The following is a 26,733-nucleotide window of genomic DNA, read 5'->3' as shown; positions in this document are numbered from 1 at the left end:
CAAAAAGGAGGTAGGTGTTATCTGTTCACGGGAATTTACTTGACGTGCGGAATGACTTCCTTGAACACATCGATACCGAAGTTCACGTTCGGGCTTGAGTTCCCGAGGCAGAAGTGGGTGATACCGGCCTTCTTGAACCGCTCGATCTCCTTGATTAAGCCTTCCGCATCGGTTGCGCACAGGAAGTTCTTCTTCATCATTTCCTTGCCGACCATGTCTGCATGGAGCTGGACCTCGGGCGGGTCGCTGACCCGGTACTTGAACATGGACGGTACCAGGCACCCTGCCCAGAACCGGTTACCCTCGACAGCCTTGTCGAAATCCGCGTCCACAGAGTACCAGAGGAGCATCGCTCTTTCCATCTTCTTTGGATCCTTGCCGGCTGCCTTTGCACCCTCCTCGAATTTCGGGATGGTGACTTTCTTTAATGCGTCAGGGTCGGCAGAGACCGTCATGAGGTGGTCGCCGTACTTCCCGGCAAGCATTGCACCCTTGGGTCCCATACCGCTGAAGTAGAGCGGGACTTCATCGTCAGGCTTCGTGTACAGGAACGCCTTTTCCAGGTTGTAGTATTTTCCTTTGTGCGAGACCGGCGCTTTGCTCTCCCAGAGTTTTCTCATGACCTCGATTGCCTCGACCGTCATATCCTGGCGCTCGGGAACGCTCGGCCACTGTGCGGTTACCGGCACTTCGTTCAATGCTTCACCGGCGCCTACTGCAATACCGACACGCTTCGGGTACATCTGGCGGAGGGTGGCAAATGTCTGCGCGACGACACCCGGGTTGTACCGGAGGATCGGGCAGGTGATACAGGTCGAGACAAATACCTTCTTTGTTGCCTGGAGGGTTGCACCCATCCAGGCCCATGCCTGGCCACACTGGGCGTCGGTGTGGTACCACGGGTGGAAGTGGTCGTCGACCCAGATCGAATCGAATCCGGTCTTTTCTGCACGCACGGACTGTTCCAGCGCATCCATCGGCTTGTACTGCTCGATCGATGCAAAATATCCAATCTTTGTTTCCATGATTACTGCCTCCAACCGGCAAAAGAGGAGGTCACGGACGGGGGTCTGTGCCAGCGATACAACATCTTGATGTACCTGCATTGAGTATACTGATCAGGGTAACCGGCCAAATGTTCACTGACCGTGAGGCGATACTGTCGAAAGTTGTAGCCTTTTCTGGTGTTTTGTGAACACGGCCGGACTCGCCCATGAAGGCTCGCTCAGTTCCGGTTTTTGTGGAATGTTCTTCCACAGGTGACATTTCACCAATGCGGAAATAAAGGTAATTTCTATTGCTCGCCATTGCCCCGGCCTCTTGGATTCTCCATTCACGGTGATATTTGGAAACAATACTTTTTTCGGATATCCGGGTATTGCTCGCCATTGAAATGCCCGGGTTCCGGCCGGATGCCCGGGAGATCTCCCAAGCGCATGGCAGGGAAGATGAGGAGCAATGATCCGCCCTACGTGAAAAAGGCCTGCTTTCCTGGTTCCCTGCCTGCCTTCACCGCAGCCGTGACATCCACCATGAACGAGGCAATTTCCCCCGAAGGCAGCTTGAAGACATAATGCGATATCCAGGGGAAGTCCTCGCGGTTGCGGTACTTGAGCGGGGCAGCGAACTCCGGTTGTTCCGTTGTCAGGACCCGCAGGAGAAGGTCGTGGATTACCGGATCCGGCAGATCCGGGAACTCTTCGAAGAGCTTTTTCCCGACCAGTTCTTCCTTTGGCATCCGTAAGAGTGCAGCGGTCACCTTATTGACATCCTTGATGATGTACTCCTTCCCGTTTTTGATCGGTTCGTAGATCAGGACCCCGTTGCAGGTATTCTCAAAGAAGGAGTGGTACCGCACTTCCTTGAGCTCGGTCCTGCGGAGCGCCTCCTCTGCCCGTTTCCGGTCCGTGATATCGAGAATGATACCATTCCAGACCGTCTCGTTTTTCAGCTTGAACGGTTGTGAGAGTACCCGGATATACATCTCCTCTCCGGTCGGACGGATGAACCAGCCTTCGAATTCCCACGGGGCTACCTTCCGGATCACATCTTCGATTGATTTGGTCCAGCGTTCGCGGTCTTCCGGAGCGATACAGGCTCCGTACCGCTGGATCCAGGTATCGATCGGATCTGCGTCGAGGCCGTAGACTTCCTTTGAACGACCGTCCACGTAGTACGTGCCCCATTTCCCGTTTCGTGCATAGAACTGGTACACGATGCCTGGCAGGTTGTTCGTAATCCCCCGGAGCCGTTCCTCGCTCCGGCGCGATGCCTCCTCTGCGAGTTTCCTGTCGGTGATGTTGAGGAAGATTCCGTTCCAGACCGTCTCGTTCTTCTGCCGGACCGGCTGCGATATCCCGCGGATATACATCTCCCCGCCGGTCGGGCGTATGAACCAGCCTTCGAACTCCCAGGGGACAACGCGCTGGATCACATCCTCGATCGATGTCCCCCACCGCGAACGGTCTTCCGGCGCGATGCAGTCGCCGAACCGGTCGAACCAGGTATCCAGTGGTTCGGCGGGAACACCGTAAATTTCCTCTGTGCGCTCGTTGACGTAATACGAGCCCCATTCCCCGGAATCCCGGGCATAGAACTGGTAGACAATGCCGGGAAGGTTGGTGACGATACCCCTGTAACGCTCCTTGAGTTGTTTCTCCGCCAGTTTCTTTGCCGTGATGTCAAGGAAGAGAATGAAAAACTCGCGGGGAGTGGTGCCCACGCTGCCGGTGACCGGTGCAAATACTATCTGGAAATAAGCAACTCCGCTCTTCTTGGTTGCTGTCAGGGTCTCCGATTTCAGCCGATCGAAATTGCAGGAGAGGGTGAGTTCGGCAATCTTCCCCTTCTGGATCAGCTCCTGGATCGTGTTCTTCGAGCACATGATATCATAGAGCTTGAGATCCGCGAGGTCGGTGAACCGGGCCAGGCCGAGAATATCAAGGGAGGCGCGGTTCGCGTTCAGGATCGTGCCATCTTCATGGAAGAGGAAGATACCGCTGGGGACTTCCTCAAACAGCGTGCGGATCTTCCGCTCACTGTTCTTCAACGCATCCTCCGTTTTTTTCCAGGTGGTGATATCGCGCAGGCTGATCATGATCCCCGGTTTCCCGGTGAATGCCAGGGAGGGGATGACTGTCGAGACAAATTCCGTGAGGAATATCCGTTCGGTGCCCTGTTCGATCAGCAGCATCTCGTTGATGAAGACCTGAGACTTGATGATCCGGGATATATTTTCCTGTACCGTAGGGTTGTCAAAAAGCGGCAGGCTGATCCGGGACAGCTCGGTACCGATGACGTTCCGATCCTTCCGGATGCCAAACGTATTCATGAAGCTCCTGTTGACCATCAGGATGCGGAGATCGGCATCAAGGATAACAATCGCATCGGAGAGATAGTCAAACAGATTGTCGAACGGGATGTTCTGCGATGAAGTATATAATTTGGACTTGCCGAACGGCTTCATCAGCACGTTCCCGTGGGACTGGAGGACTTCAAGGTATTTTGCAACGGAACCCCGGTTCATTTCCAGTTCCCGGGCGATCAGCGAGATGGAAACTGCCTCGGGGTACCGCTCCTGGAGAAATTCACGGATCCGGGTGTACCGGTCTTCATGTGCAGCCATAGGTGACTGATACAAGATTCCCGGTTTTCTGGAGATGAATGTATCGAAACCTCCATTGTTGTGGCTTACCCCGCCGGGATCGCGTTATATCCGGGACTGGCGCGGGTTGGTGATGCAAAACCGGTAAGCCCGGTACAATCGTACCCTCAGATGATCAGGAGAACTGTTATGCGGTCACCGGATTTTTCAGGGCCGTCCTCCTCCCCGTCAATCGTCCTTATAAAAATTTATTTTTCTTTGAGAAATCTCAAGACTTCCCGGAACGACACCCGCTTCCCGTAGGTCAGCATACCCATCCTGAAGATCCGTGCGGCAAGCCTTGTCAGGATAACAATGGAGATGACAAGAATGGCGATACTCACGATAATCTGGTATGGCGGTACCGTCACGAGCGTGAGCCGGACCATTGCCACGAACGGTGCGGTGTACGGGAAATAGGTCAGGACCTGCATCAGGAGGGAATTTGGATCCTGGAGGAGGAACTGGAGGAAGATGAGCGGGAAGACGGCAAACATCGAGAAGACTGCCGAGACCTGCTGTGCTTCCCTGACCGTGGGTGCGAGGGATGCCGTACAGGCGATCGAGACCGAGAACAGGAAGTACCCGAGAACAAAATAGATAACCGCGAGGCACACGAGCCATGTCACCTGGATCTCTGAAAACAGGGTGGCGAACGGGCTTGCGGCGATCACGGCAAGGCCGATCGCGACCCAGACCACGATCTGGAGCAGGCCCACCCCCGCATACCCGAGAATCTTTCCTGCGAGCAGTTCTTCAGCCGAGCAGTGGGAGAGCAGGAACTCTCCCCGGCGACTCTCTTTTTCTTCGCCGATTCCCTGCATCAGGTACCCGGATGAGGTGAGGATACCGATAGCAAGAACCATCGTGAGGGCAAACGGCAGCACGAAGCCGGTGACCTTCTGGTCGCCTTTGGGATTACCCGCTTCATCGAGGACGATCACCGTGGGGGATACCGGGGAGAGAATCTTCTGCGCAGCCTGGTCGGAGACGTTCTCGTGCCGCAGGAGGTTCGTTGTCATAAATTCCTGCACCACCTGGCTGGAGCCCGCGGACCCGAGCAGGGAATTGTCCAACGTATAAACCGTGAGCGTGCCGGTCCGGAAATAATCCGGAGGGACGAGCAGCAGGCTGTGGATATTGCCGTTCACCAGTGCCGCTTTACCGGCTTCCACGTCAGGGTACTGGACAAAGCCGGGTGCAGCCTGAACAAATCCGGCTGCATCCACATACCCGGTTGTCTGGTTCGCTGCTCCCGTGCCGATCCCGGCACCGGTATACAGGGAGAGCCCCATGACAAAGAGCATCAGTAAAGGGAGCCCGATCGTGCCGAGGATGAACCCTTTGCGCCGGACGGTCTTTACGAATTCAAATTTTGCGACCACGAGGGATTTTGTTGTCATCGCCTGCCTACCTCAAGGAATATCTCGTTCATGGACCGCTGCTTTACCTCGAACTTCTTCACGGTGACGCTGGCAACAAGCGTTTTTAGGATGGCCTGGGTGTCGGCATCTTTTTCCACGATCAGCTCCGCGATGTTGCCGGAATCGTTGATACTCAGGATATGGTCGATATGCGGGAGCCGGCCTTCGTAGCGGACCTCGATCGATACCCCGAACTGCCGGCGGATCTCATCGAGGCTGCCGTAGAGTACCATCTTCCCGTTATTGAGCATGAGGATCCGGTCGCACATCCGTTCCACCTCGTCCATCTGGTGCGTGCTCATGATCAGGGTCGTGCCGTTGTCACGTAAGTCCAGGAGGATATCCTTGAGGGTTTTTATGTTGAGGGGATCGAGTCCCGAGAACGGCTCGTCAAGGATGAGGAGGGCCGGCTGGTGGATGACCGCGAGAATGAACTGGAGCCTGCGGTGCATGCCCTTGCTCAGTTCCTGGATCTTTTTGTCTCGGTATTCCGCGAGATCCAGTCTCTCCAGCCACGCGTCCATCTTCCGGTCGATCGCATCCACGTGTTTGAGTTCCGCAAAATACCGGATACACTCCGATACCGGGATCTCCTTATCCAGACTCCCTTCCTCGGGCAGGTAACCGATGGCGTCCTTGATATCATCGGAGAATGTCTTGCCGAAGAGCGAGATCATCCCGGCATCGGGCCGGAAGATATCGAGGATGGTCCGGATGAGCGTGGTCTTGCCCGCACCGTTTGGGCCTAAGAGGCCAAACACCTCGCCCTTATTGACGGCAAAACTGATATCTTCGAGGATATTTTTGCTGTCAAAGGTCTTGGTGAGGTGTTCAATCTCAAGGACGTTTTCGTTACGGTTTTTCTGATCGCCGGTTGTCATGCGTTCTCAATACCCATGCGTTTTCCTTCGAACCGTGCGGGAATGGATCCTGTCTTCCCATAGGTATAGAGGCCGGTGATCGTGATCCCCATGACGGTTGATCCGATAAAGATCAGGATGCACATCACCAGCATATAGAGAGCAATAACCGTACCGATTGCAGCAGCACTGCCTGATGAGAATCCGATCGCGATCATGGGGATCATAGTCAACACCATGACAACAAAAACGATCAGGACGTAGATGGTAAAACAGACAATGACCTCTCCCCACATATGCCTGAACAGGGAAACCGATTCCGTGATCGCAGCGATCAGGTCTTTGTCGGCAAGGACGAGGACCGGGACAATAAAGAGAGTAAGAGCATAGAAACATGCCCCGAATGCCATGGCGATATACAATATGCCAAGGTTTTCGATTGTTCCGCTCGTTGCCATCGAAGCTTGCATGAAGAACAGGAACGCGGTCCCGATGATTGCCGCGATCGCCGCCCAGCTGACAAGCGGCCGCACACAACCAGCGGCATGTTTCAGTCCGTCGCCGATGGTTGCATCACGGCCCGAGAGGATAAGCGAGACCGATGCTATCAGCGCTGCCAGAAGATAGTACGTCAGCAGGGCATTGACAAAGCTGATGATGAATGTCAGGGCAATCCAGGGCATCGAGCCCTGTGCGATCATGACTGACGTTGGAATGGCAACAAGGTCCGCTCCCGGATACAGCGAGCTGCCGGAGATGAGCTGGAGATACGTGCTCGACGCGAGATTGAAGATCATCACCAGGCCTAAAAGGAGTGAGAACCAGAGCAACCGTTTGTTCCTGAACAGGAACCTTATACTTCCGGTTGTCATCCTGATCCCGCGGTCGATCCGTCCGGATCCCCCGGCTCCGCCATCCGGCTGGGCAGGGTTAAGGGTGATCGGGGGTGTTGCCAGTACCGGTGGTACTGTGCGCAAAGGTCGTGCATCAGAATTCGGGCACCATGCCAGATATTTCCGGATTGATTCTGAAAAATCGAATGTCATATCATCGCCTTCACTTTGGTAAACAGTTCTTCTGCCATTTTCGTTGGATCGGCGGTCTTCTCGATCCTGATGCCAAGCTCGGCTGCATAATCCCAGAGCAGCTCGATGCACCCGGTATACCGCTGGCACGTGCCGCAGTCGCCTTCATGATCGTACCACACCTGAATCCCGTGCTTTTCAGAGATGAAGATAAGTGCCGGGATCTGGAGCGGTACCGACCGGCCGAGCAGGATCCCCCGCTCGGTATTGATCGCATCGATCGCGATCTGGTTTGACTGCGCCATATCGCGGAGTGCCGATTCGATCTTCCCGTCCATGGCAAGCAGCGCCTTGGAGACGGCCTGCCGGGAGATGCCGAGCAGATTGGCAATCGTAATGTTCGGTGTCCCGCTGCGACGCATCTTCCAGAACGCGAACTGTTTTTCATCCACGGGCAGAAGCATATGTCAACGTTTGAAGGTTGACTATATATAATTTATTAAAAGTATTTTTGGGCAATGGTGATTACGGGCCACACCTGAAAAAAAGGATGTTAAAAAAATCTACGACGTTACTTTCCCGCCAACTGATTGCAGGTTATCAGATGCAAGCCGGTGCTTTCCTTTCGGGACAACGATCTCGAACCGGGCTCCTCTGCCTTGTTCACCCCTCTCTGAAATCGATATGCCAGTGAAACCAAGAATCTCCCGGATCAGGAACAAGCCCAGCCCGTTATGCTTTCCATAGCCACATGTAAACAGGTGTTCTTTATCGTACGGGGAGATACCAATTCCATTATCCTCGCAGGAGAGGATGAGATCCTCTCCGGCATTTCTGCAGGAGATTGTTATTTCCGTCACGTGTCCCCCGTGTTGCAGGGAATTGTCAAAAAGATTGTAAAACACTTTCTCCAGAAGAAGATCGGCATAGATCTCGATATTTTGTACATCCACGGTGAGTCGGATGTTCTCAAGGGACAGTTTTGCACAGGACTGTGTAATAACCGTGTTTACCCTCTGCCATTCAGGATCATGTACCCCGATATCCTGGTACGTTCTGGTAAAACTTATCTGGTCCTGGAGAATTCCTGCAATAGTACTGCTTTTTTGTAAATATTCAGAAGCCTTCTCATCAGTCGTCAGCCTCTTCAGCAGTTCAAGATACCCCCGGAGTGCGGTCAATTTATTGGTGAGATCATGCCAGGTAATTTTACACATCAGGTTCAGCTTGGTATTGGTCTGCTCCAGTTTTTCCTGTAACTTTTTGAATTCAGATACATCGACACAGACCAGTCGGAATCCACCAATCGAGTCATTTCTGCGAATCGGTGTGATATAGACAACCATCGGGAACGTGCTCCCATTACTTTTCCGGGCGGTCACTTCATGAGCAAGAGGAAAATTTCCTTTGAGGGTCTGCAGGTAGGCATCGTTAATACGGGCCCGCTCATCCGGGTGTACCAGATCCAGCGCTGATATCAGCGTAGTATCTGTTACACAGGTATACCCAAATTTTTCCCGCCCTGCACGGTTCATGAAGACGACGTTAAACCGTTCATCAAGTTCGATCACGGTTTTCGGCAGCGATTCCACAAGCTCCCTGTACCGGCATTCACTTTCTTTCACTCGTTCCCGCAGATGGTATTCTTCTGTGACATCCCGGGAAAAATTCAGGGTAGCAGGATGGTTGTTCCAGATAATCCTGATCGCATCGGCTTCCCACCAGCGGATCGATCCCTTGCGGTTTATCACTCTGAACGGGTACCGTGGAAATCTCACATCCTGATCTATCCTTTTCTGGTACCTTTCGCGCAGGATGGGCTGATCTTCCGGGTGAATAAGGTTGAAAAATGACTGCGATACTACTTCTTCAGAGGTAAACCCGCTGGCAGTGATAAACTCGGAAAATTTCGGGTTATAAAAAATGACTTTTTCGTCCTGGATAATGAATATGCTTTCCTGTGCATTCTCCACCAGCTGGCGGTATTTTTTCTCCGATTCGCACAATGCCAGGTGATTCCTACGGTGTTTCACATTAGTCTTGATCTTGTGCTCCAGTTCAGCAAACTGCGCACCAGGATTTCCGCCTTTCTGGAGATAGGAATCTGCACCGGAGTTCAGAGCCTCCACTACTACCTCCTCCCGTCCTTTTCCGGTAAACAGGATAAACGGTATGCCATCATACCGTTCCCGTACGATTTTCAGGAATTCGATGCCATCTCTGTCCGGCATCTGATAGTCAGAAACAATCGCATCGAACGAATGCGTTTTTAATATGTCCAGGGCATTTTTCACAGAATCGATGGTTGTGAGTGATAATAATCCGGAACGTTCAAGATAGATGCGGGTCAGTTCCAGCATCGCAGGTTCGTCATCTACATACAATACAGAGATTTTTGTCATGCGGTATCACATAAATCAGGCCATGTCTTTAGTACAGGTCTTTTTTAAAAAAATTGAGGTCGATTGATTGCATTACAATGCAGCGTCAATATCGTTGAGCAATTGTTTGACATCGATCCAGATGATCAACTCATTTGTTTCCCGGTCCTGGATCTTCACTCTCTTCTTGATGATCCCGATGATCGCGGTATCCTCCTTGCTCACGGAAGCGGAGGTATAATCGACCTGCCCCTCCTCAAATGTGGATACCGAAGTAACATCGTCCACAAGAATCCCGATCTTTGAGCGGGTGATATTATCGTCAAGCACGATGATCCGTGAAGTATCCATTGCCACGGTATTGCCCGCGGTAATGTTCAGCCGGTGTTTGAGATCAACAATGGTCGTGATCTCGCCCCGGAGATCGATGATACCCCGGATATAGGCAGGCACATTGGGGAGCTTGGTGATCGTGGTATATTCAACAACCTCTTTTACATCGAAAAGATCGATAGCAAACTGTTCTTCACCAAGGGCAAATATTACTACTTGGATCGAGCCCGTCCGGTTTTTCTGTCTTACCGGGGTTACATCCCGGGCTTCCGCTGCCGGTTCTTTTTCTGTTTTTATCGCCATAACAGACACCCGGGCTACGCGATCTTGAATTTTTTGTTCGCGGCTGTTACCTCGTTCGCGATCGTCTCGACGTTCTGGATCATACGGGTAATCTCATCGAGCGCTGCTGATGATTCTTCAGTGGCAGCAGCAGAGTCGGTGGCTTCTTTTGCAGTCCTGTCAACGAGTTCCCCGATCTCGTGGATACTTGCCGTGACTTCCTCGGTCGTTGCAGCCTGTTCCTCGGTTGCCGCAGCAACTTCTGATGCACTCTTTGCCACCTTGTCAATGGCTTCGGCAATCTTTTTGAATGACTCAACCGTCTCGGTGACCATCTTTTGTCCTTTGTCCACCACGCTTCTGCTTTCTCCCATAGCAGTGGACGCATTCTGGGTGCTCTTTTTTAAGGTTGCAATCATCTCTTCGATGCGTTCCGCAGAGTTGCGCGATTCCTGGGCAAGCGATTTCACTTCCGTTGCCACGACCGCAAATCCCCGGCCGGCTTCACCCGCACGGGCGGCTTCGATGGCCGCATTCAATGCGAGGAGATTGGTCTGGTTTGCCAGGTCCCGGATGATTCCCACGATTTTTGTGATCTCCCCCATCTGTTTTTCTACGTCCAGCACAATCTCGTGGACATGCGCAGAGGTACCGGCAATTTCTCCCATGCTTTTCTGTGCATCGCCAGCGAGTCCGGCACCTTTCAGGGCGAGATCGTCTGTTTCCTTTGAGAGGTTGGAAACTGATTCCATGCTGGAGGTAATTTCCTCGACTGCGGCACTCATGTCCTGCATCGCTTTTGTGATCTGCTCGAATCCCTGAGCAACTTTCTGCGAGTTGTCGCTGACTTTTCCCGAGTTAACCGCAATCTGCTGCACGCCCTTTGAGGCTTCTTCGATGCTCCGGGAGGTATTCTGGGCGGTCGATGTCAGGTCCTGCATCCGGGTATCGACATCCCCAATACTGATCCGTAGACTCTGGATGATACCTCGTACCGCATCCTGTAGTTTTTTTGTTATGGTATATACTGCCTGGGTATCCTCATCCGGGGGAGAGAGGTCATAATGAACAGTCAGGTCACCCTTTGCAGCTTTTCCATATTCGATCGCGAGCCGGTCTACTTCGCTTTGCATATATGCATAGACCTTTTTAGACTTGGCCTCATTTTTCTCGATCATTTCAATTTTATGCCGTTCCTCGGTGATATCCTGGTAGATGGTGAGGAAATTCTCGACTGCCCCTTTCTGGTCCAGCAGGGGGACGACATGCCGGACGACGGTTTTTTTCCCGGTGGGGAAATTGAACGTTGTCTCACCGGTGACATTATGCTTGAATTTTTTTGCCTCTTCAAATCCCTCTCCAGACGAGGATACCACATTGAAATCCTTGACCGTCATCGACAAAGCACGGTCGCGATCAAAACCGGTCAGGGTAAGCAATGCAGCATTTGCATCCTCGATTTTCAGACTGGTGTTCCAGAGAATGGTCGGGTAAGGACTGTGGCCGAATAATGCTTCGGCCCGCCTCTGAATTTTTGAAAAATCCTCTTCCATGATATAACACACCTCATTATTGTACAATTATGCTGATAGAATGACAATATGACTAAATGGATATTTAAATATTTGTACATTCACATATCACATCTGTCAAACCATTTGATAATCGCATAAAGTTTACATATCTTAAACAGAATTGATTACTGATGGATAACACCGGTGTTGAAATTGACCGGATCCGAGAAATATTGAAAACGTGCCAGAAAGGGCTGACTACTGCAGAAATCGCCCGGATGCTGAACCTGAACCGGATTTCCACCTCGAAATACCTGAATATGATGGTTGCAGCGGGCGACGCAGAGATGCGTGCCCATGGCCCCTCCAAGGTTTATTACCCCTGCCAGAGGGTGCCGATATCGACAATTCTGAATTTTTCTTCAGATCTCCTTGTCGTGGTGGATGACAGCCTTAGGATCATTGATGCCAACAATGTCCTGCTCGATTATTTTCTCCTAAAAAAATCAGACCTGATCGGCTACAGGATTGACTATTCACCCCTCGGGCACTATATCGATACGGTCATCCTCGAACATATCCAGAAAGCAATTTCCTCAACAGGCAGCACCCTGAATATCAAACGGACGGTAAAAGAAAAAGATTATTATTTACAGCTGAAGTTCATTCCAACCCTTTTTGAGTCCGGGGACCATGGTGTCACGGTGATCGGTGAAGATGTCACCGAACTGCATCTTCACCGCCAGCATCTTGAACAGCTTGTCGATGAACGATCGATAGAACTGGTTTCAGCCAATGAGCAGCTCAAAAAAGAGATATCGAACTACAAAAAAATACGAACCGAACTGAAAACAAGTGAAATAAAATACCGCGAACTGGTCCAGAATGCCAACACCATCATTCTCAAGATGGATATTAAAGGCAACATTGAATTTTTCAATGAATTTGCACAGGCTTTTTTTGGCTGGACGGAAAACGAAGTTCTCGGGAAGAGTATTTACGATACCATCGTCCCTTCAGAACATTCAACCGGGAAACAGGTAAGCGAGCTCCTGGAGGAGCTGAAACTGAACCCTGCCGGTTTCACCCGGTTTGAGAATGAGAATATAAAAAAGAACGGGGAACTCGTCTGGATTTCCTGGGCCTGCAAATACATCCGCGATACAAAGGGCATCCCGAAGTGCATACTTTCCATCGGTAACGATGTTACTTACCTGAAACAGGCGGAAGCGGACCTGAAATTCCAGAATATCCTGTTTTCCACGCAGAACGAAACAACGATCGATGGTATCCTTATCGTTGATGAAACCCGGACAATCATCTCCTACAACCAGCGGTTTGTCGAGATATGGGATGTCCCAAAAGAACTTATTGAAAAGAAGGATGATGTAAGCGTTCTTGATTATGTCAACAATCAGATTGTCGATCCGGTCCAGTTTGGTAAAAAGGTTGAAGATATCTTTACTGATCACAAACGGATTGTCCGGGACGAGATCCTCCTCCGGGACGGCCGGTGCTTTGACCGGTACTCGGCGCCGATGGTTGGCCCGGACAAAACCTATTATGGCCGGATATGGTATTTCCGTGATAAAACCGAGCAGAAACAGTATGTTGAACAAGTACGGAAATCGGAAGAGAAACTCGCAGATATCATCAATTTCCTGCCCGACGCCACCTTTGTGATCGATACCGAAAGTCGTGTAATTGCCTGGAACCGGGCAATGGAAGAAATGACAGGAATCATGTCACCGGATATCATGGGTCTGGGGGATTTCGAATACTCCCTGGCGATCCACGGTTCCCGCAAACCGATCCTGATTGATTTTGCCCTGAAACCCGATCAGGATATCCCCCCGAAATATTACTACTGCAAACGAGATGGCAATAAATTCATTGCTGAAACCTATTCGACCTATCTCAACCCGGATGGCCTTTACCTGTGGGGAACCGCCTCTCCCTTATACGACGCCACGGGCACGGTGATTGGTGCCATCGAATCAATGCGTGATATTACTACAATCAAACGCACGGAACGGGAGTTGAAAGAACACGAAGCAATCTGTTCTGCCATTGTAGAAGACCAGACCGAGATGATCTCCCGGTTCCGGCCGGATGGCACCTATGTCTTTGTCAATGAAGCATTTGCATCGTTTTTCAACAAGCCAAAAAATGAAATCATCGGTACCGAGTTCCTGATGAGGGTTGTTAAGGAAGATCAACCATTGTTTCACCAGTATTTTTCCGGCATCAACAAGTCAAACCCGGTCATTACCCTTGAAATCCGGATGATCCCAAAAGAGGGTGAGATCCGCTGGACGCGGTGGAATATACGCGGATTCTTCTCCGCAACAGAAAAAATTATCGAGTACCAGGCAGTGGGAAGGGACATAACGGAGTTTGTTGCGGCAAAAGAATCCGCAGATTACCAGGCCCTCCTCTTAAACCAGGTGAACGATGCCATCATAGCCACCGATATGGAATTCCGGATCACGTACCTGAATCGTGCCGGGGAAGGGTTGTTCGGATGGAAATCCCGTGAAGTTATGGGAAAAGACATTCACGACATCCTCCAGTTCAATACAACAAAAGATCATAACCCCGGTATCATGGATCAACTCTTATCACGGGGTATGTGGAAAGGTCCGCTGGTTCAGGCCACCCGCTCCGGAAAACGTATCCGGATTGAATGGTCAATATCAATCTTCAAAGATCATGCGGGAACGATGAGAGGGATCGTGGGACTCTGTCGGGAGATCCCCGCGAAATAGATTCCAGGAGAACCTGGGATACCTCACGGTAACGGGAGATCCAATCCTTCTGATATGATGATTTATGCTCAACGGGGTTTATCTTACCGCGCAGGCTACCCCAATCCCCGAACCAGATCTGACTTCCTACCATTTCCACGGCCAGTCTCCAGCACCGAAAACCGCCTCCCGGATCAACCAAAAGGCAACAATTAGACGTTTTTCAGAGACCAGAATGATCCTCAAATGAGTGAAATAACAGCAATATATCCGTATTTTAAAATCCCCATGCTATAATTCGCCAAAAAACGCGACTATCAGAAAATCGATATTTTAAAATGGGCCCCGATTGTCAAACGGAGTGTTTTACGAGCAATTAATTTTCAAGGGGTTTTGAGGTTTCAAAACCCCGTAAAAAAGAGTGCGAGGGCTCACTTTGACATGGCCATGAGGGGGAGACGAATCCTCCCCGTGTCACCGTGTTTCCCTGTAACCCGCTGACCGGTCCGGCCCGGGGACTCCCCATGAGATAGTGAATTGTATCGGGAGAGTAAAGACTGAAGAGATAATGGATCAACCGGAGCAAGTCTGGAAGATCAGGAATTATTATTGATTGAATCCCGATACAATCGGCTTTTTGTGGTTTTTTTATTCACTCGTGTCCAAGACTCTCTTGATCATACGGATCATGTATTCTTTGCCTTCATCGGAATCCATCCACTCGGTGATCTGGGATTTAACATCAATAGAGCGACTCTCGAAATAGTTGCGTAACGCCGCAGTAATGATATCATTCCTTGAAGCAAATTTTCCCGTCTCAATTGCAGTGTTAATTTTCAGTAGCAGGTCGTGGGGACATTTATAAGAAATTTGTTCCTTTGGTTTACCCCGTATAGACGGCATTAATATACGAATGCAGGGGAAATGTTAATTCATTTTGCAATTCTAGAGAGGTTTTAGAGAAACATTATATTATAGGAATTTTAATTGTTTAATCAGTATGATTGTTCCGGGCGTATTTTTTTCTGGCAAAAATGGGATCATAGATCAGGCCCTGTTTGAAAAAACCGAAGATAACCGGCGATAATGGTGCAGCCGAAAGATCGTTGAACGTGTGGTGCGGGTGTCCTGATGATATCAGTCCTTTACGTTGATGATGACCGGGTTCTGCTGGAGATCAGCAAGCAGTTTCTTGAAGCAAAGGGGCACTTCCATATTGATACCGCAGAATCGGCCGATAAGGCGCTGGAGATCCTCAATACCCGGGTGTATGATGCCATCATATCCGATTACCAGATGCCCGTGATGGACGGGATTGAATTCTTGAAGATCGTCCATAACAAATTCCCGACACTTCCGGTCATCATGTTTTCCGGAAAAGATCGCGACGAGATGGCAATCATAGCATATGAAAACGGCGCAGAATTTTATCTCCAGAAAAGTGGTGATCCAAAAGCCATGTTCGCTGAATTATCTCACATCATTCTCAAATCTGTGGAACAATCCGTTGTAAAGAGAGCGCTGAAAGAAAATGCGATCCGTCTTCTCCGGCAGATCCAGACAGCGTCAGATTTTGTTAGCATTGTTGATTATGAGGGGCAGATCGTCTATGACCCCCCTTCAGCATCATTTCTCCTCGGGTATCCTCAACATTTTTTCATCGGGAAACACATCAGCGATTTCATTCACCCGGACGACAGGAACTCTTTCATCACTGCATTTGACCATATCCGGAACGGAGGAAAACCCGGGATACCGTTCGGGTTCCGTGTACGCAAAGCGGATGGGGGCTATCTTGACGTGGATTCCATTGCCATGAACCTTATTGGGATCCATGGTGTTGACGGAATTGTTGTCACCGCATGGCCGGTCATGAACCGGTAATCCTCCGGATCTGACCCCCCGCCATTTCCCCGGCCAGTCTCCAGCACCGAAAACCGCCTCCCGGATCAACCAAAAGGCAACAATTAGACGTTTTTTTGAGCCAGAAATGCCCCTCAAATGAGTGAAATCTACGTCTCCAATACCCCGAAAAAAGGGTCGGGGATTCCCACGCGGAGGGAGCTTAAACCCCGGAGAGCAATAAAAAGATTTCAGGAGTTCCTTCCCGGGAAAAAATCAGAACACATTCGCTTCCGAGTAGACCAGCACCTGATCCTGCTGGAGCTCGTACGGCTTGATCTCCCGGGAATGTGCGGACATCCGCATCTTCACCACTTCAAGGGCGAGGTGGACATCGGTCAGGTCTGACGGGCGCACGTACCGGAGGAGAATCACCGTGTCCGACAGGTACTCGATGAGCCCATGGCGGCTCGCAAAGACATTGTCCGGTTGGGTTTCCGAGGTCATCATGATGGTGCAGTTCTTGTCGCGGAGCCCCTCGATGAACCGGAACATCTCCTGGCGACGGTCAAAATCCGTGGTGAAGAGATCCTCGAACAGGGAGATAGGATCGATGACAACGCGGGTTGCTTTCACTTCATCGATGAGCTTGGGCAGCTCGTTCTTGATCCGGTTGTTGGCAAGGTTGAAATCCGTGGGATCGAGCTTGATGACATAGAGCGATTTGTTCAGGTAGGGCTCGACATCCCAGCCTTTCAGCGTCATGTACTTCAGGATACGATCCTCCCGCTCTTCGAGGCTGATGTAGATGACATTCTCCTTCTTCTTCAGCCCGTCCCAGATAAACTCCAGGGAGAATGTGGTCTTGCCGGTACCGTATGTCCCGATGATCGAACAGATGCTTCCCGGGATCAGTCCCCCGCCAAGCATGTCATCGAGCCCGGGAATGCCCACCTTGATCCGCCCATTGCTCATATGACCACCCGGATATTACTGACTTCAAACCCGCCGGACGCAGAGATCCTGACGGCAAATTTCACCAGGTCCCGCTCCTCAAGATGGGGCATGACCCCGCGGAACTTCTCGAAGTACATCACCCGCTGCCTCCGTGCACCCGACGTCTCCTCCCATTTGAAGAGCAGTACGGCATCCACAATATCCTCCAGCTCCCGCTCCTGTGAGGAGTCCAGGATCCCCCGACTGAGCAGGATATATGTGGTGATCCCCCGCTGTTTGGAGATCCGCTGCAACCCCCGCAAAAATCCGGTCAGGTTGTGCCAGAAGTTCGGCAGCGCTGACTGGTTTGCAACATCCGTAACGGAATCCAGGATGAGGAGGCTGCCGGGGCTGATGCCATCGATGATATTTGCCAGCTTAAGAAGGATACTGTCCTGGCTGGATCGTTTCTGGAGACGGGTGATCACATTGCTGTGGCTGTACCACTCATCGGGAACAACGCTGTTGTCGAAATAGAGGTCGGACAGGTCATCGAAACGGATGGTCTTAACGAGTTCCTCAAGACCGTCAGCACGGAATGAACTGGTGATCTCGTGCTGGACGTCCTCTTTCATGCGGGTGAAGGTGATATACCGGATCTCCTTTGGAACAATCGTTCCGACCGCCACCGTCCCCTTCATGAGATTGAGCGAGTTGACGATCGAACTGTACGTGAATTCGTAACTCCCTGCACCGAGATCCCCGAAGAGAAGGATCAGCGAGCCCGGAGGGACTCCCCCTTCCAGGATGGGATCAAGGGACGGGATCCCGGTGGGCATTCTCTGCTTCAAAAAATCCTGCATATCCGGCCTCAGTGACGATCGGTGAGAATCTGTCGTTACAAAACTCTCATGGATTCGCTGATAAATATATCTGTCCGGCCCCAGTACTTCTCTTATAATTTCTTCGTAAATCTTTGCAGTGTACACGACCAAGCCAAAAACCGGAATGAATATTTACACCATTATTCGCATCGCAATCGATCTCCGGAAAAAAAATTTCAACCACCCCCTCACCCCCTGCTCAAAATTTTTCAGGCAGGGTCTGGTTGATCGGCAAATTACCTCACGTCGGGCATCGCAAAAAATTGTAGGTTGTACAACCTACAGTAGGTTAATTAACCTACAATCGCCTCCCCAACTAACACCTCATGATCGCGATTGAAAATTTTTCAGCAGAGTCTGCTTGAAAAAAATTGCTCTGGAGAATACCTCAATCCAGACAAATTGGAGGACCCCGTACGTCTCTGACATTTCCCATGCGAATAGTGGATAGTCAGCAACCCGTATCACATCCCAATCATCTGAAACAACGAAGAACCGTACCAAAAGTAACGGATTTGGGTTTTTTTAAAATCCCTTCCCGGATGAAGAGCCGGATGAGATCAAACCGGAACAACGCTTCGTCAATCGTTCTGGGACTACGGAGAACACGGGCCAGGAAAAGCCATTGGAGAGACACCCGGATATCCTTGTACAGGAGCGAGACGATGGTCAGCAGGTTCCGGATCACCATGGTTCTGGAAGATGTTTTAGTATTCGGCTGGCTTTTTTGCCATATAGTGACCCTATCCGGCGCCCACTGTATGTTGAGATCTTACGCTTTCCCTTAGTTCGTGTTCACATTTAGTGAAGTACCGGGCCCGGTTGTTGCAGATCCTCCTCCGAAAAAACGGGCGGAAATGAACCGGAATAACACATACTTATATAGATTGGTCTCCCGAATTATACTCCGGGAACACCAGTAACTATCGGAGTGGAGTTCACGTACCATGGGGATTAAGGATCTCTTCAAATCCGCAGACCGATCTGCCGGAAAAAAACCACCGGTACCGGATGCATGTGGCCCTTCCGCACTACCGGTTGGATCACCTGTTCCGGACCAGGACATCACTCTCCCGATAAAGCCCGCCCAGCCGGTACAGAAAAAACCCGAATCAACGTTCCGCCATCTCATCAGCATGCTGAAAGGAAGCGGAAAGGGTGTGATCGAGGAATACGATTTTGAGCGCGATGGCACGCTTGTTGAAGCCCGTCTCCCCGATACCTACGATCTCGTTGAACAATACTGGGTGGAACAGGGCTGTTCGCTCGTCATCATCGGGCACAATAAAAAGTCGAACCAGAGCGAGTATCTCCTCTTCGAACCATCGCTCTCGGATTTTGAATATGAACTGCTTGAACGCCTGCATGAAGACCTGCGGGATGTACTGATCCTCTCCTCCGATGAGATCAAGAAGGACCGGAAGTACATCATCCTGGAGAAGATGCGTGCACTCCTCGATGATTACGGGCTGACACTGGAGAAGTCCACGCTCTTTAAGATCCAGTACTTCCTGATCCGCAACTATATCGGGTGGTCTCGTCTCGATCCTCTCATGAAGGACCCCCAACTGGAAGATATCTCCTGCGACGGGACCCGGATCCCGCTATTCCTGTACCACCGGAGATTCCGGAATATCAAGACAAATATCATATTCGAGGCCGAGATCCTCAACTCGCTTGCGATAACGCTCGCCCAGCGATCCGGCAAACATATCTCTACCGGTTCCCCGATGATCGATGCAACCCTCCCGGACGGGTCCCGGCTGCAGTTAACCTTCGGGAAAGAGGTGACGACCCGCGGCACATCGTTCACCATCCGTAAGTTCAGGGAAGAGCCATTCTCCCCCATCGAACTCATGGAGATCGGCACGTTCAATGCAGACGAGCTGGTCTATTTCTGGCTGGCCATCGAGAACAACAAGAGCCTGATCTTTATCGGGGGAACCGCATCGGGCAAGACCACCTCCCTCAACGCGGTCTCCCTCTTCATCCCCCCGGTGGCCAAGGTCGTCAGCATTGAGGATACCCGTGAGATCACGCTGTACCATGACAACTGGATCGCCAGTGTCACCCGGGAAGCGCTGACCGAAGGCGGGAATGCGATCAACATGTTCGACCTGCTGCGGGCTGCCATGCGTCAGCGGCCCGAGTTCATCCTTGTCGGGGAAGTCCGGGGTCCCGAGGCGCAGACCCTCTTCCAGGCAATGAACACCGGCCACACCACGTTCTCCACCATGCACGGGGGCAGCGTCGATGCTGCCATCCACCGGCTTGAGAGCGAACCGCTGAACGTTCCGCGGAACATGATGCAGGCGTTAAACATCATCAGTGTGCAGGGACTGATCTATCACGGGACCGAAAGGGTCCGCCGTGCGCAGGAGATCGTGGAGATCGCCGGAATCGATCCCTCGACCGGAAACCTCCGGGTCAACAACGTCTTCATCTACGATCCCGTCCACGACACGTCAGGGTATACCGGCAGGTCCCAGGTATATGCGGATATCGCCGAGAAACGGGGCTGGTCACGCGAACAGCTCGAGCAGGAGATCGATCTACGCAAATCGATCCTGATGGCGATGCAGAAACAGGGTATCAGGGATTATATCTCAGTTGCCTCGCTCTTCCACGCATACCACATCGATGCAAAGAATGTCGTCTCCCATAGCGAAGACCTCCGCAGGGTAATCAGGTAATGGTCAGAAACTTAATTTACCGGTGGATAAAGCGCGATCCCGTCAGGTACAGCCAGCTCCATGCCGATATGATCTCTGCACGGTTCGGCATGACCCCGGAGCAGTATATCTGGCGATCCTTCAAGTTCGCTGCCCTGACGGGCATCCTCTTTGCCCTCATCGCATTTTTTATCAGCGTCTTCCTGCCCCTGCCCGTGGTGAACGGGAAGATCGGGATAGTAAACGTGTTCGATCTCCAGATGCCGGTGATCTTCGATGTGATCTATCCCATCGGGTACATCATGGTGTTCCTCCTCGTACTCGCCTTCTGTATTGGTCTGTACGCCGGGTACAGTCTCCTCATGAAACTGCCGGGCATCGAGAAAAACAACCGTTCCATCAAGATCAACCTGACACTCCATAATGCGGTTGCGTATATGTACGCGATGCAGAAAGGCGGGTCGCAGTTGATGCCTATCTTCCGGGCCCTGTCGGACCGGGTGGATATTTACGGTGAAGTAGCCCTGGAGTTCCGCCAGATCGTGAGGGATGCCGATTTCTTCGGGTACGATGTGGTCACTGCCATCCGCCACCTTTCTGAGACCACGCCTTCGGAAAAACTCAAGATCTTCCTGGAAGATCTCCTGTCGGTTATCGAGAGCGGCGGGGACATGGCGGAGTTCCTCTCGCTGCGGGTCCGGCTGTACCAGGAAGAGGCGCGGTTCGAACAGAAGCAGTTCCTGACCGTTCTCTCCCTTGTCGCCGAGGCCTATGTCACCCTCTTTGTTGCCGGCCCGCTCTTCCTTATCATCATCATGGTCGTGATGGGGATGACCGGGGGATCGGCGGTTCTCCAGTTATCCCTGGTCACCTATGCGATCCTGCCCATAGGATCCCTGATCTTCATCGTGTTCATTGATCTCATCTCGATCAGGGCTGAGAGGACCGAGCGTTTTACGTCTGAGAAATGGCTGCATGCCTACCCGGATGTATTCATCGTTGAGAAGAAGGACGAGGAGCAGCAGGTCCAGCAGCTGAAAAAGTATGACCGCATCCGGTCGCTGGTCAACCATATCCGTCACCCCATGGACAGTTTCATCACCAACGTGAATCACACCCTGTACATCACTGTTCCCATCGCGACCCTGTACATCGTATCCGTTTTCCTGAGGGTGCCCCTGTACAAAGACGTTGATGTGTACCTTGGCGTTGTCGATGACCACATTATCATTGCCCTCCTGATCATCATGGTCCCGTATGCGATCTTCCACATTATCTGGTCCCGAAAAGTCGAGGGCATCCAGTCTATGATCCCGGATTTTCTTGAGCGGTTGTCTGGCATCAACCAGGTCGGGCTCACCATTGCGCAGGCGATTGCCATCATGGTGAATACGAACCTCGGGCTGCTCAGCTACGAGATCCGGCGGATCAAGCGGGACATGGACTGGGGTGCAAATTTCACCGAGGCGCTCATGCGGTTCGAGGAACGGATCAGTACCCCGGCCATTGCCCGCACGGTGACCCTGATCACGAAAGCGAGCGAGATGAGCGGCCAGATCAGCGAGGTGCTCTCGATTGCTTCCAGCGATGCAAAGATGAGCGAGGCCCTCAAGAGGGAGCGGATCTCGGAGATGTTCATCTATACTGCGATTGTATACCTGTCATTCTTCGTTTTCCTGTTCGTTGTGGCTGTGCTGACAACGCAGTTCCTCCCGCTTCTCACGAATATCACCTCGTCGGGGATATCATCATCCGGGATGCTCTCAGGAATCGGTACCATCCCTCTTGCATCATTCAACCGGATTCTGTACCATGCCTGCCTTATGCAGGCGCTCTTCTCCGGTCTTATTGCCGGGCAGATGGGAGAATCATCCGTTGCAGCAGGGGTTAAACACGCATGTGTACTCCTGATTATTACGCTCATCACGTTCAACGTTGTCCTGGTGCAATTTGCATAAAGACGCTGTTCAGGCAACTCCCGCACCCCGTAGCAGATACCATTAAGCCCTCGCATGAAGATTTCGATACTGAGGTGACAGATACATGTGCACTGTTGGTGGCGGCCCCACCGGGGACCTGAATTTTGATGAACGGGTGCAGGGGAAGAAGTACCGCTGTAATGACTGCGGCGAGAAGTTCGAGAGCATCAGCAAGAAACCGATCTGTGCCAGCTGCCAGTCCGATAACGTGACGGCACTCTGATACCATGATCGTGCCGCTCAGGGATGAGTTCCTGCTCATCTCCGGCACCCGCTCTTTTTTACTGGCTGTAAAGGCAAATGCCCTGTTCGGCCTTCGCATCGAGACGCCGGACAGGGAATACAGCCAGACCATCGAGCCGTCAGACATTATCGCGGTCTCGGCACCGGAAGGCGGGGCCATCGAACCTGCAATCATGCTCGCCGAGTTTGTCCGGACCTATCACATGCCCCTGATAGTCCTCCCCAAAGACCATCCCGGATCGAAGCGATTCTCCTACCTGGTCTCGGTCGGCCCGCTGATCACGACAAGCTGCACGATTCGCCGGGGCACCCACCCGGAACAGCACCTGGTCTGTTCCAGCGACGAACTGGCGGGAACCGTACTCAAAGCGCACCCGGAGGGTGTGGAGATAAACGGCCTGCCGGCAGGGGCATCCCACCGCTACGTGAAATACCGGATGGAGACCATTCTATCCTGATTCCTTCTCTGATTATCAGCCTGTTCAGACAGGTACGGGCGGATCAAAAATATCGATATATATCAATTGCCTGCTGAAAAAGACCCTGTAATATCCTGTTTTTTCCCTTCCAGCAGAAACGCAATACATATATGGCATTTTTCACCCATTATTGTACTTGCCGTGAGAGGAGGGTTGGATGAAGACTGAGGTCCTAAAAGACATTAAAAAAGCTGAAGAAGAATACCAGTCTGCAATCAGCAAGGCCCAGGAAGAGAAGAAGTTCAAGCATTCCCAGGCCGAGCTCGAAGCGGATAATCTGGTAACCAAGGCGCAGAGCAATGCAGAACAATACAAAAAGCTGAAACTGGAAGAAGCACGGCACCAGGCGGCACTTAAGCACGCTGAAATCATAAAAAGTGGCAATCAGCGCGCAGCAGCACTGAAGACGAAAGGCGAACAGAACCTTTCCAAGGCAGTGCAGCTGCTGGTTTTGCGGTTTAAGGAGCAGCTGCATGTTAAAGCCTAAGCAGATGAGCCGGCTCCTCATCGCCGCATCCCGGGACCAGATGGGTCCTGTTGTTGCGGAGCTCTACCGCCACAACCTGTTCCACATCGAGGAATATGTGGAAGGCGGGGCGGAGGGTTATGAGGGCTTTAAGATCGGCTCGCCTCTTTCGGGAGCAAGCGAAGCGTCCGTTGATCTGCTGAAGATCCGGGCGATCGAGAATGCCGTCTCCATCAACGGGGACGACATGGATTCTGCACAGGCATGTCCGCGCACCGAACTCAGGTCAAAGATCGAGCGGGAACTTCCGGTTCTTGAACGGGAAGTTGAGGAACTCACCCAGAAACGCTCGAAACTTGACACCAAGCAGAAGGAGTTCGAACAGAAGATAGCCGAGATCACACCGTTCGTCAGTATCCCGGTGGATCTTGAGCTGTACCGGGGATATACGGGATTCACCGTATACGCCGGCTACGTGACCGGGGAAGTAACGCTCTCCGTCCCGAACGAGATGCACATCTCGAAGGGAAAGGAGAAGACGTTCATTGTCACCGTTGTCCCGGCCGGGCAGCGGAGTGAGGTCGAGCGGGCGTTGCAGGAAGCGGCGTTCCAGTCGGTCCCGATCCCTGTTGAGTCCGGTGCCCCGCAGGCACGTATTGATTATTATACCGGGCAGATCGCGGCTCTGTCTAAAGAGATCGCAGACACCAACGCGAAACTGGACGCTGTCAAACAGCAGCACGCCGGGTTCCTGGTAGCCTGCGAGGAGTACCTGAAGGCGGAAGTGGAACAGACCGAGGCACCGCTCCGGTTTGCGACAACGAAACAGACCTTCATTGCCGAAGGATGGGTTCCCTCGGACAAGGTGGATGAAATCAGCGCGGCACTTACGAAGGTGACCGGTGGCAAGGTATATGTCACCACGTTGCCCACGGACCTGGAACACGACGCAGTACCCGTGGAGTACAACAACCCGAAGTTCGCCCAGCCCGCACAGATGCTGATGGACATCTATTCGCGGCCCAAGTATACCGAAGTGGATCCGACACTGATGCTCGCCATCGTGTTCCCGATCTTCTTCGGTCTCATTGTAGGGGATGTCGGGTACGGCCTGATCTTCCTTGCCCTGTACTTCGGCCTGAAAAAGATGATGAAGGGTGAAGACGGCCAGAAGTTACTGACCGTGTTCCGGAACGCCAGTATCTCCAGTATCATCTTCGGGTTACTCTTCAACGAGTTCCTCGGGTTCAAGTTCTCGCAGCTCGTAGGCTGGATTTGTGGTTTCGCAGGGGCGGTTAACCCGATCGAGCACTACGAATCCCTTATGTTCAGCAGGCACCTGCTCATCGGATCAACGGAAGCCGGCGGTCACGGACCGGCAATTCCCGCACTGATGATCATGGCCATCTGGATAGGTATCCTGCACATCTCGCTCGGGCGGGGTCTTGGCATGTACAACCATGCAAAGCAGGACCATGGCATCCACCGCATCAAGGCGGTTGTCGCCAACTTCGGCTGGCTTGCCGTCATGTGGGGTATTCTCATCGCTATCTGGTCCAATGTTGTAATGCCGTATATGTTCGACCTTACCGGTCTTCCGGTCATTGCAGCAGGGTTCAACCTTGGCACATTCATCGGGGGGGCGCTCATCCTTGGCGGCGTTATCTGCATCGCATGGGATTCCGTCCTTGAAGTGATCGAGTTGCCCACGATCATCTCCCACGTTCTTTCTTATGCACGTCTCGTTGCGGTCGGCCTCTCTTCGGTCGCCATCGCAATGGTCGTCAACTACATGGCCATCGGGATGTTCATCAACCCCGGTATGGCAGATCTCTCCCTTGTCGGTATTGTGATGATTGTTGTCGGACTGGTGATATTCCTGTTCGGTCACACCCTCAATATCGCACTGGGACTTCTGGGTGGCGGGCTCCACTCAATTCGTTTGCACTATGTCGAATTCTTCACCAAGTTCTACAAGGGTGGAGGCATCAGGTACGTTCCATTCGGAATGAAACGCAAGTTTACGGAGGAATAAATTATGGCAGTTGAAGCAATAGCAGTAGCAACAACAGATCTCGCATCGATCCAGGCATCGCAGATGGGAATGAAGGCAATCGGCGCAGGGCTCGCCGTCGGTCTTACCGGCGTCGGCACGGGTGTCGCCGAGATGGGTATCGGCGCAGCAGCCGTCGGTGCCATCGCCGAGAACAAGGACTTCTTCGGTCTCGGTCTCCTCTTCACCGTTATCCCTGAAACAATCGTTATCTTCGGTCTCGTCGTCGGTCTCCTGCTGCTCTTCTAAGGAGAGAACAATGGGACTGGAAGCAGTAGTTGAAGAGATCAGGGAAAACGGCAGAAAAGAAGCAGATAAGATCCGTGCAGAGTCCAAATTGGACGTCGACCAGATCCTCGCCGCCTCCAACAAGAAGGCCGGCGAGATCAAGCTTGTCGCTGAAGAGGAGTCAGCAAAACAGTCCGCTCACCTCGTGAGCCAGGACGTTTCCGCTGCCAACCTCCTTGTCAAGCGCGAGCTCCTGAACACGCAGAAAGCACTGCTGGACCAGGTATACGAAGCCACACGGAAGGATATCGCTGCCCTCCCTGAGAGCTTCCATCGCGAAGCGATCAAGAAACTCCTCACCGAGGCAAAGAAGGAGATCCCCGCAGGAACGATCTACTGCAATGCCCGGGATGTTGCAGCCGCAAAGGCGGTTATTGCAGAAAACCCGGCGTTTGCAGGGTTCAGGCTGGGCAACCCCGTCAATATTGACGGCGGTCTTCTTGTCGAAGGTGAAGGGGCAGAGTTGCAGATTGATTACAGCTACCGCACGTTCTTAGCGAAGGTGTGGGAATCCGGGTTAAAGGATGCGTCGGATATCCTGTTCGGGTAAGGGGGCACACGTATGGGTGTGAATATTTCAGCACCGTACATCTATGTGTGCACCAGGATGCGGGTGCGGAAGGCAAAACTCCTCCCCAAGGAGGAGTACATGCGGATGCTCAACATGAGCGTTGCCGAGATC

General features: G+C 52.0%; 22 protein-coding genes and 1 pseudogene. 11 read left to right on the top strand and 12 right to left on the bottom strand.

Annotated features, from left to right (window positions below; genetic code table 11):
- Nucleotides 1–35 precede the first annotated feature (35 nt).
- The 9 genes from LUQ43_RS07185 to LUQ43_RS07145 form a co-directional block, all read right to left on the bottom strand.
- Nucleotides 36–1,025, bottom strand: a complete 990-nt coding sequence (locus tag LUQ43_RS07185) for a TIGR03557 family F420-dependent LLM class oxidoreductase (RefSeq protein WP_299965673.1) — start codon at nucleotides 1,023–1,025, stop codon at nucleotides 36–38.
- A 443-nt stretch (nucleotides 1,026–1,468) separates the two neighbouring features.
- Nucleotides 1,469–3,625: a PAS domain S-box protein gene (locus LUQ43_RS07180; RefSeq protein WP_299965668.1), complete on the bottom strand. Its 2,157-nt coding sequence runs from the start codon at nucleotides 3,623–3,625 to the stop codon at nucleotides 1,469–1,471.
- Nucleotides 3,626–3,852: 227 nt separating this feature from the next.
- A complete protein-coding gene (locus LUQ43_RS07175) occupies nucleotides 3,853–5,046 on the bottom strand; it encodes an ABC transporter permease (protein WP_299965666.1) in 1,194 nt (397 codons plus the stop codon).
- Nucleotides 5,043–5,948 carry an ATP-binding cassette domain-containing protein gene (locus LUQ43_RS07170; RefSeq protein WP_299965664.1) on the bottom strand — a complete coding sequence of 302 codons (906 nt, stop codon included), beginning with the start codon at nucleotides 5,946–5,948 and terminating at the stop codon, nucleotides 5,043–5,045. Before LUQ43_RS07170 ends, LUQ43_RS07175 begins: the two co-directional genes overlap by 4 nt.
- Nucleotides 5,945–6,904 (bottom strand): DUF6159 family protein, encoded by a 960-nt coding sequence (locus tag LUQ43_RS07165; protein ID WP_299965662.1) that lies wholly within the window; start codon nucleotides 6,902–6,904, stop codon nucleotides 5,945–5,947. Before LUQ43_RS07165 ends, LUQ43_RS07170 begins: the two co-directional genes overlap by 4 nt.
- 65 nt (nucleotides 6,905–6,969) lie before the next feature.
- Nucleotides 6,970–7,416, bottom strand: a complete 447-nt coding sequence (locus tag LUQ43_RS07160) for a hypothetical protein (protein WP_299965659.1) — start codon at nucleotides 7,414–7,416, stop codon at nucleotides 6,970–6,972.
- Between the two features lie 99 nt (nucleotides 7,417–7,515).
- Nucleotides 7,516–9,354, bottom strand: a complete 1,839-nt coding sequence (locus tag LUQ43_RS07155; protein ID WP_299965657.1) for a PAS domain S-box protein — start codon at nucleotides 9,352–9,354, stop codon at nucleotides 7,516–7,518.
- A 72-nt stretch (nucleotides 9,355–9,426) separates the two neighbouring features.
- Nucleotides 9,427–9,969 (bottom strand): chemotaxis protein CheW, encoded by a 543-nt coding sequence (locus LUQ43_RS07150; protein WP_299965654.1) that lies wholly within the window; start codon nucleotides 9,967–9,969, stop codon nucleotides 9,427–9,429.
- Nucleotides 9,970–9,983: 14 nt separating this feature from the next.
- Entirely contained in the window at nucleotides 9,984–11,501 is a 1,518-nt protein-coding gene (locus LUQ43_RS07145) for a methyl-accepting chemotaxis protein (RefSeq protein ID WP_299965652.1), read from the bottom strand.
- 194 nt (nucleotides 11,502–11,695) lie between these two features.
- Between LUQ43_RS07145 and LUQ43_RS07140 the strand changes: the two genes are divergently transcribed.
- Nucleotides 11,696–14,230: a PAS domain S-box protein gene (locus tag LUQ43_RS07140; protein ID WP_299965649.1), complete on the top strand. Its 2,535-nt coding sequence runs from the start codon at nucleotides 11,696–11,698 to the stop codon at nucleotides 14,228–14,230.
- Between the two features lie 1,110 nt (nucleotides 14,231–15,340).
- Nucleotides 15,341–16,093 carry a response regulator gene (locus LUQ43_RS07135; RefSeq protein ID WP_299965646.1) on the top strand — a complete coding sequence of 251 codons (753 nt, stop codon included), beginning with the start codon at nucleotides 15,341–15,343 and terminating at the stop codon, nucleotides 16,091–16,093.
- Nucleotides 16,094–16,327: 234 nt separating this feature from the next.
- Here LUQ43_RS07135 and LUQ43_RS07130 read toward each other — a convergent pair whose 3' ends face one another.
- The 3 genes from LUQ43_RS07130 to LUQ43_RS07120 all read right to left on the bottom strand — a co-directional run bounded on the left by LUQ43_RS07130 (nucleotide 16,328) and on the right by LUQ43_RS07120 (nucleotide 18,562).
- Complete coding sequence (locus LUQ43_RS07130) at nucleotides 16,328–17,026, bottom strand: KaiC domain-containing protein (protein WP_299965644.1); 699 nt, start codon at nucleotides 17,024–17,026, stop codon at nucleotides 16,328–16,330.
- Nucleotides 17,023–17,826, bottom strand: coding sequence for an ATPase domain-containing protein (locus tag LUQ43_RS07125; protein WP_299965642.1), 804 nt, complete (start codon nucleotides 17,824–17,826; stop codon nucleotides 17,023–17,025). Before LUQ43_RS07125 ends, LUQ43_RS07130 begins: the two co-directional genes overlap by 4 nt.
- A 520-nt stretch (nucleotides 17,827–18,346) precedes the next feature.
- The gene (locus LUQ43_RS07120; RefSeq protein WP_299965640.1) at nucleotides 18,347–18,562 is read right to left on the bottom strand and encodes a hypothetical protein; all 216 of its coding nucleotides are present in this window, start codon (nucleotides 18,560–18,562) and stop codon (nucleotides 18,347–18,349) included.
- Nucleotides 18,563–19,007: 445 nt separating this feature from the next.
- Here LUQ43_RS07120 and LUQ43_RS07115 point away from each other — a divergent pair, with 445 nt between their 5' ends.
- The 9 genes and pseudogenes from LUQ43_RS07115 to LUQ43_RS07075 form a co-directional block, all read left to right on the top strand.
- A complete protein-coding gene (locus LUQ43_RS07115) occupies nucleotides 19,008–20,564 on the top strand; it encodes a type II/IV secretion system ATPase subunit (RefSeq protein ID WP_299965889.1) in 1,557 nt (518 codons plus the stop codon).
- Complete coding sequence (locus LUQ43_RS07110; RefSeq protein WP_299965638.1) at nucleotides 20,564–22,501, top strand: type II secretion system F family protein; 1,938 nt, start codon at nucleotides 20,564–20,566, stop codon at nucleotides 22,499–22,501. Before LUQ43_RS07115 ends, LUQ43_RS07110 begins: the two co-directional genes overlap by 1 nt.
- Before the next feature lie 85 nt (nucleotides 22,502–22,586).
- Nucleotides 22,587–22,745: a hypothetical protein gene (locus LUQ43_RS07105; protein ID WP_299965636.1), complete on the top strand. Its 159-nt coding sequence runs from the start codon at nucleotides 22,587–22,589 to the stop codon at nucleotides 22,743–22,745.
- Nucleotides 22,746–22,749: 4 nt separating this feature from the next.
- Complete coding sequence (locus LUQ43_RS07100) at nucleotides 22,750–23,223, top strand: alpha/beta hydrolase (protein ID WP_299965634.1); 474 nt, start codon at nucleotides 22,750–22,752, stop codon at nucleotides 23,221–23,223.
- Nucleotides 23,224–23,401: 178 nt separating this feature from the next.
- Complete coding sequence (locus LUQ43_RS07095) at nucleotides 23,402–23,731, top strand: ATPase (protein WP_299965632.1); 330 nt, start codon at nucleotides 23,402–23,404, stop codon at nucleotides 23,729–23,731.
- The gene (locus LUQ43_RS07090) at nucleotides 23,718–25,745 is read left to right on the top strand and encodes a V-type ATP synthase subunit I (protein WP_299965629.1); all 2,028 of its coding nucleotides are present in this window, start codon (nucleotides 23,718–23,720) and stop codon (nucleotides 25,743–25,745) included. Before LUQ43_RS07095 ends, LUQ43_RS07090 begins: the two co-directional genes overlap by 14 nt.
- Nucleotides 25,746–25,748: 3 nt before the next feature.
- Nucleotides 25,749–26,012: an ATPase gene (locus LUQ43_RS07085; protein WP_299965626.1), complete on the top strand. Its 264-nt coding sequence runs from the start codon at nucleotides 25,749–25,751 to the stop codon at nucleotides 26,010–26,012.
- 10 nt (nucleotides 26,013–26,022) lie between these two features.
- Complete coding sequence (locus tag LUQ43_RS07080; RefSeq protein ID WP_299965623.1) at nucleotides 26,023–26,601, top strand: V-type ATP synthase subunit E family protein; 579 nt, start codon at nucleotides 26,023–26,025, stop codon at nucleotides 26,599–26,601.
- A 12-nt stretch (nucleotides 26,602–26,613) separates the two neighbouring features.
- Nucleotides 26,614–26,733: pseudogene (locus LUQ43_RS07075) on the top strand (ATP synthase A1 subunit C); the annotation flags it as partial.

Origin of the sequence: Methanoregula sp. (genome assembly GCF_028679125.1) — an archaeon.
Taxonomy (GTDB): domain Archaea; phylum Halobacteriota; class Methanomicrobia; order Methanomicrobiales; family Methanospirillaceae; genus Methanoregula.
Note: the sequence above shows the minus strand (reverse complement) of the source record. Positions and strands in the feature narration are given on the sequence as shown.

Coding starts and splice junctions, on each gene's coding strand:
- LUQ43_RS07185 (WP_299965673.1), bottom strand. CDS start 1,025: ATGGAAACAAAGATTGGATATTTTGCATCGATCGAGCAGTACAAGCCG.
- LUQ43_RS07180 (WP_299965668.1), bottom strand. CDS start 3,625: ATGGCTGCACATGAAGACCGGTACACCCGGATCCGTGAATTTCTCCAG.
- LUQ43_RS07175 (WP_299965666.1), bottom strand. CDS start 5,046: ATGACAACAAAATCCCTCGTGGTCGCAAAATTTGAATTCGTAAAGACC.
- LUQ43_RS07170 (WP_299965664.1), bottom strand. CDS start 5,948: ATGACAACCGGCGATCAGAAAAACCGTAACGAAAACGTCCTTGAGATT.
- LUQ43_RS07160 (WP_299965659.1), bottom strand. CDS start 7,416: ATGCTTCTGCCCGTGGATGAAAAACAGTTCGCGTTCTGGAAGATGCGT.
- LUQ43_RS07155 (WP_299965657.1), bottom strand. CDS start 9,354: ATGACAAAAATCTCTGTATTGTATGTAGATGACGAACCTGCGATGCTG.
- LUQ43_RS07150 (WP_299965654.1), bottom strand. CDS start 9,969: ATGGCGATAAAAACAGAAAAAGAACCGGCAGCGGAAGCCCGGGATGTA.
- LUQ43_RS07145 (WP_299965652.1), bottom strand. CDS start 11,501: ATGGAAGAGGATTTTTCAAAAATTCAGAGGCGGGCCGAAGCATTATTC.
- LUQ43_RS07135 (WP_299965646.1), top strand. CDS start 15,341: ATGATATCAGTCCTTTACGTTGATGATGACCGGGTTCTGCTGGAGATC.
- LUQ43_RS07130 (WP_299965644.1), bottom strand. CDS start 17,026: ATGAGCAATGGGCGGATCAAGGTGGGCATTCCCGGGCTCGATGACATG.
- LUQ43_RS07125 (WP_299965642.1), bottom strand. CDS start 17,826: ATGCCCACCGGGATCCCGTCCCTTGATCCCATCCTGGAAGGGGGAGTC.
- LUQ43_RS07120 (WP_299965640.1), bottom strand. CDS start 18,562: ATGGTGATCCGGAACCTGCTGACCATCGTCTCGCTCCTGTACAAGGAT.
- LUQ43_RS07115 (WP_299965889.1), top strand. CDS start 19,008: ATGCTGAAAGGAAGCGGAAAGGGTGTGATCGAGGAATACGATTTTGAG.
- LUQ43_RS07110 (WP_299965638.1), top strand. CDS start 20,564: ATGGTCAGAAACTTAATTTACCGGTGGATAAAGCGCGATCCCGTCAGG.
- LUQ43_RS07105 (WP_299965636.1), top strand. CDS start 22,587: ATGTGCACTGTTGGTGGCGGCCCCACCGGGGACCTGAATTTTGATGAA.
- LUQ43_RS07100 (WP_299965634.1), top strand. CDS start 22,750: ATGATCGTGCCGCTCAGGGATGAGTTCCTGCTCATCTCCGGCACCCGC.
- LUQ43_RS07095 (WP_299965632.1), top strand. CDS start 23,402: ATGAAGACTGAGGTCCTAAAAGACATTAAAAAAGCTGAAGAAGAATAC.
- LUQ43_RS07090 (WP_299965629.1), top strand. CDS start 23,718: ATGTTAAAGCCTAAGCAGATGAGCCGGCTCCTCATCGCCGCATCCCGG.
- LUQ43_RS07085 (WP_299965626.1), top strand. CDS start 25,749: ATGGCAGTTGAAGCAATAGCAGTAGCAACAACAGATCTCGCATCGATC.
- LUQ43_RS07080 (WP_299965623.1), top strand. CDS start 26,023: ATGGGACTGGAAGCAGTAGTTGAAGAGATCAGGGAAAACGGCAGAAAA.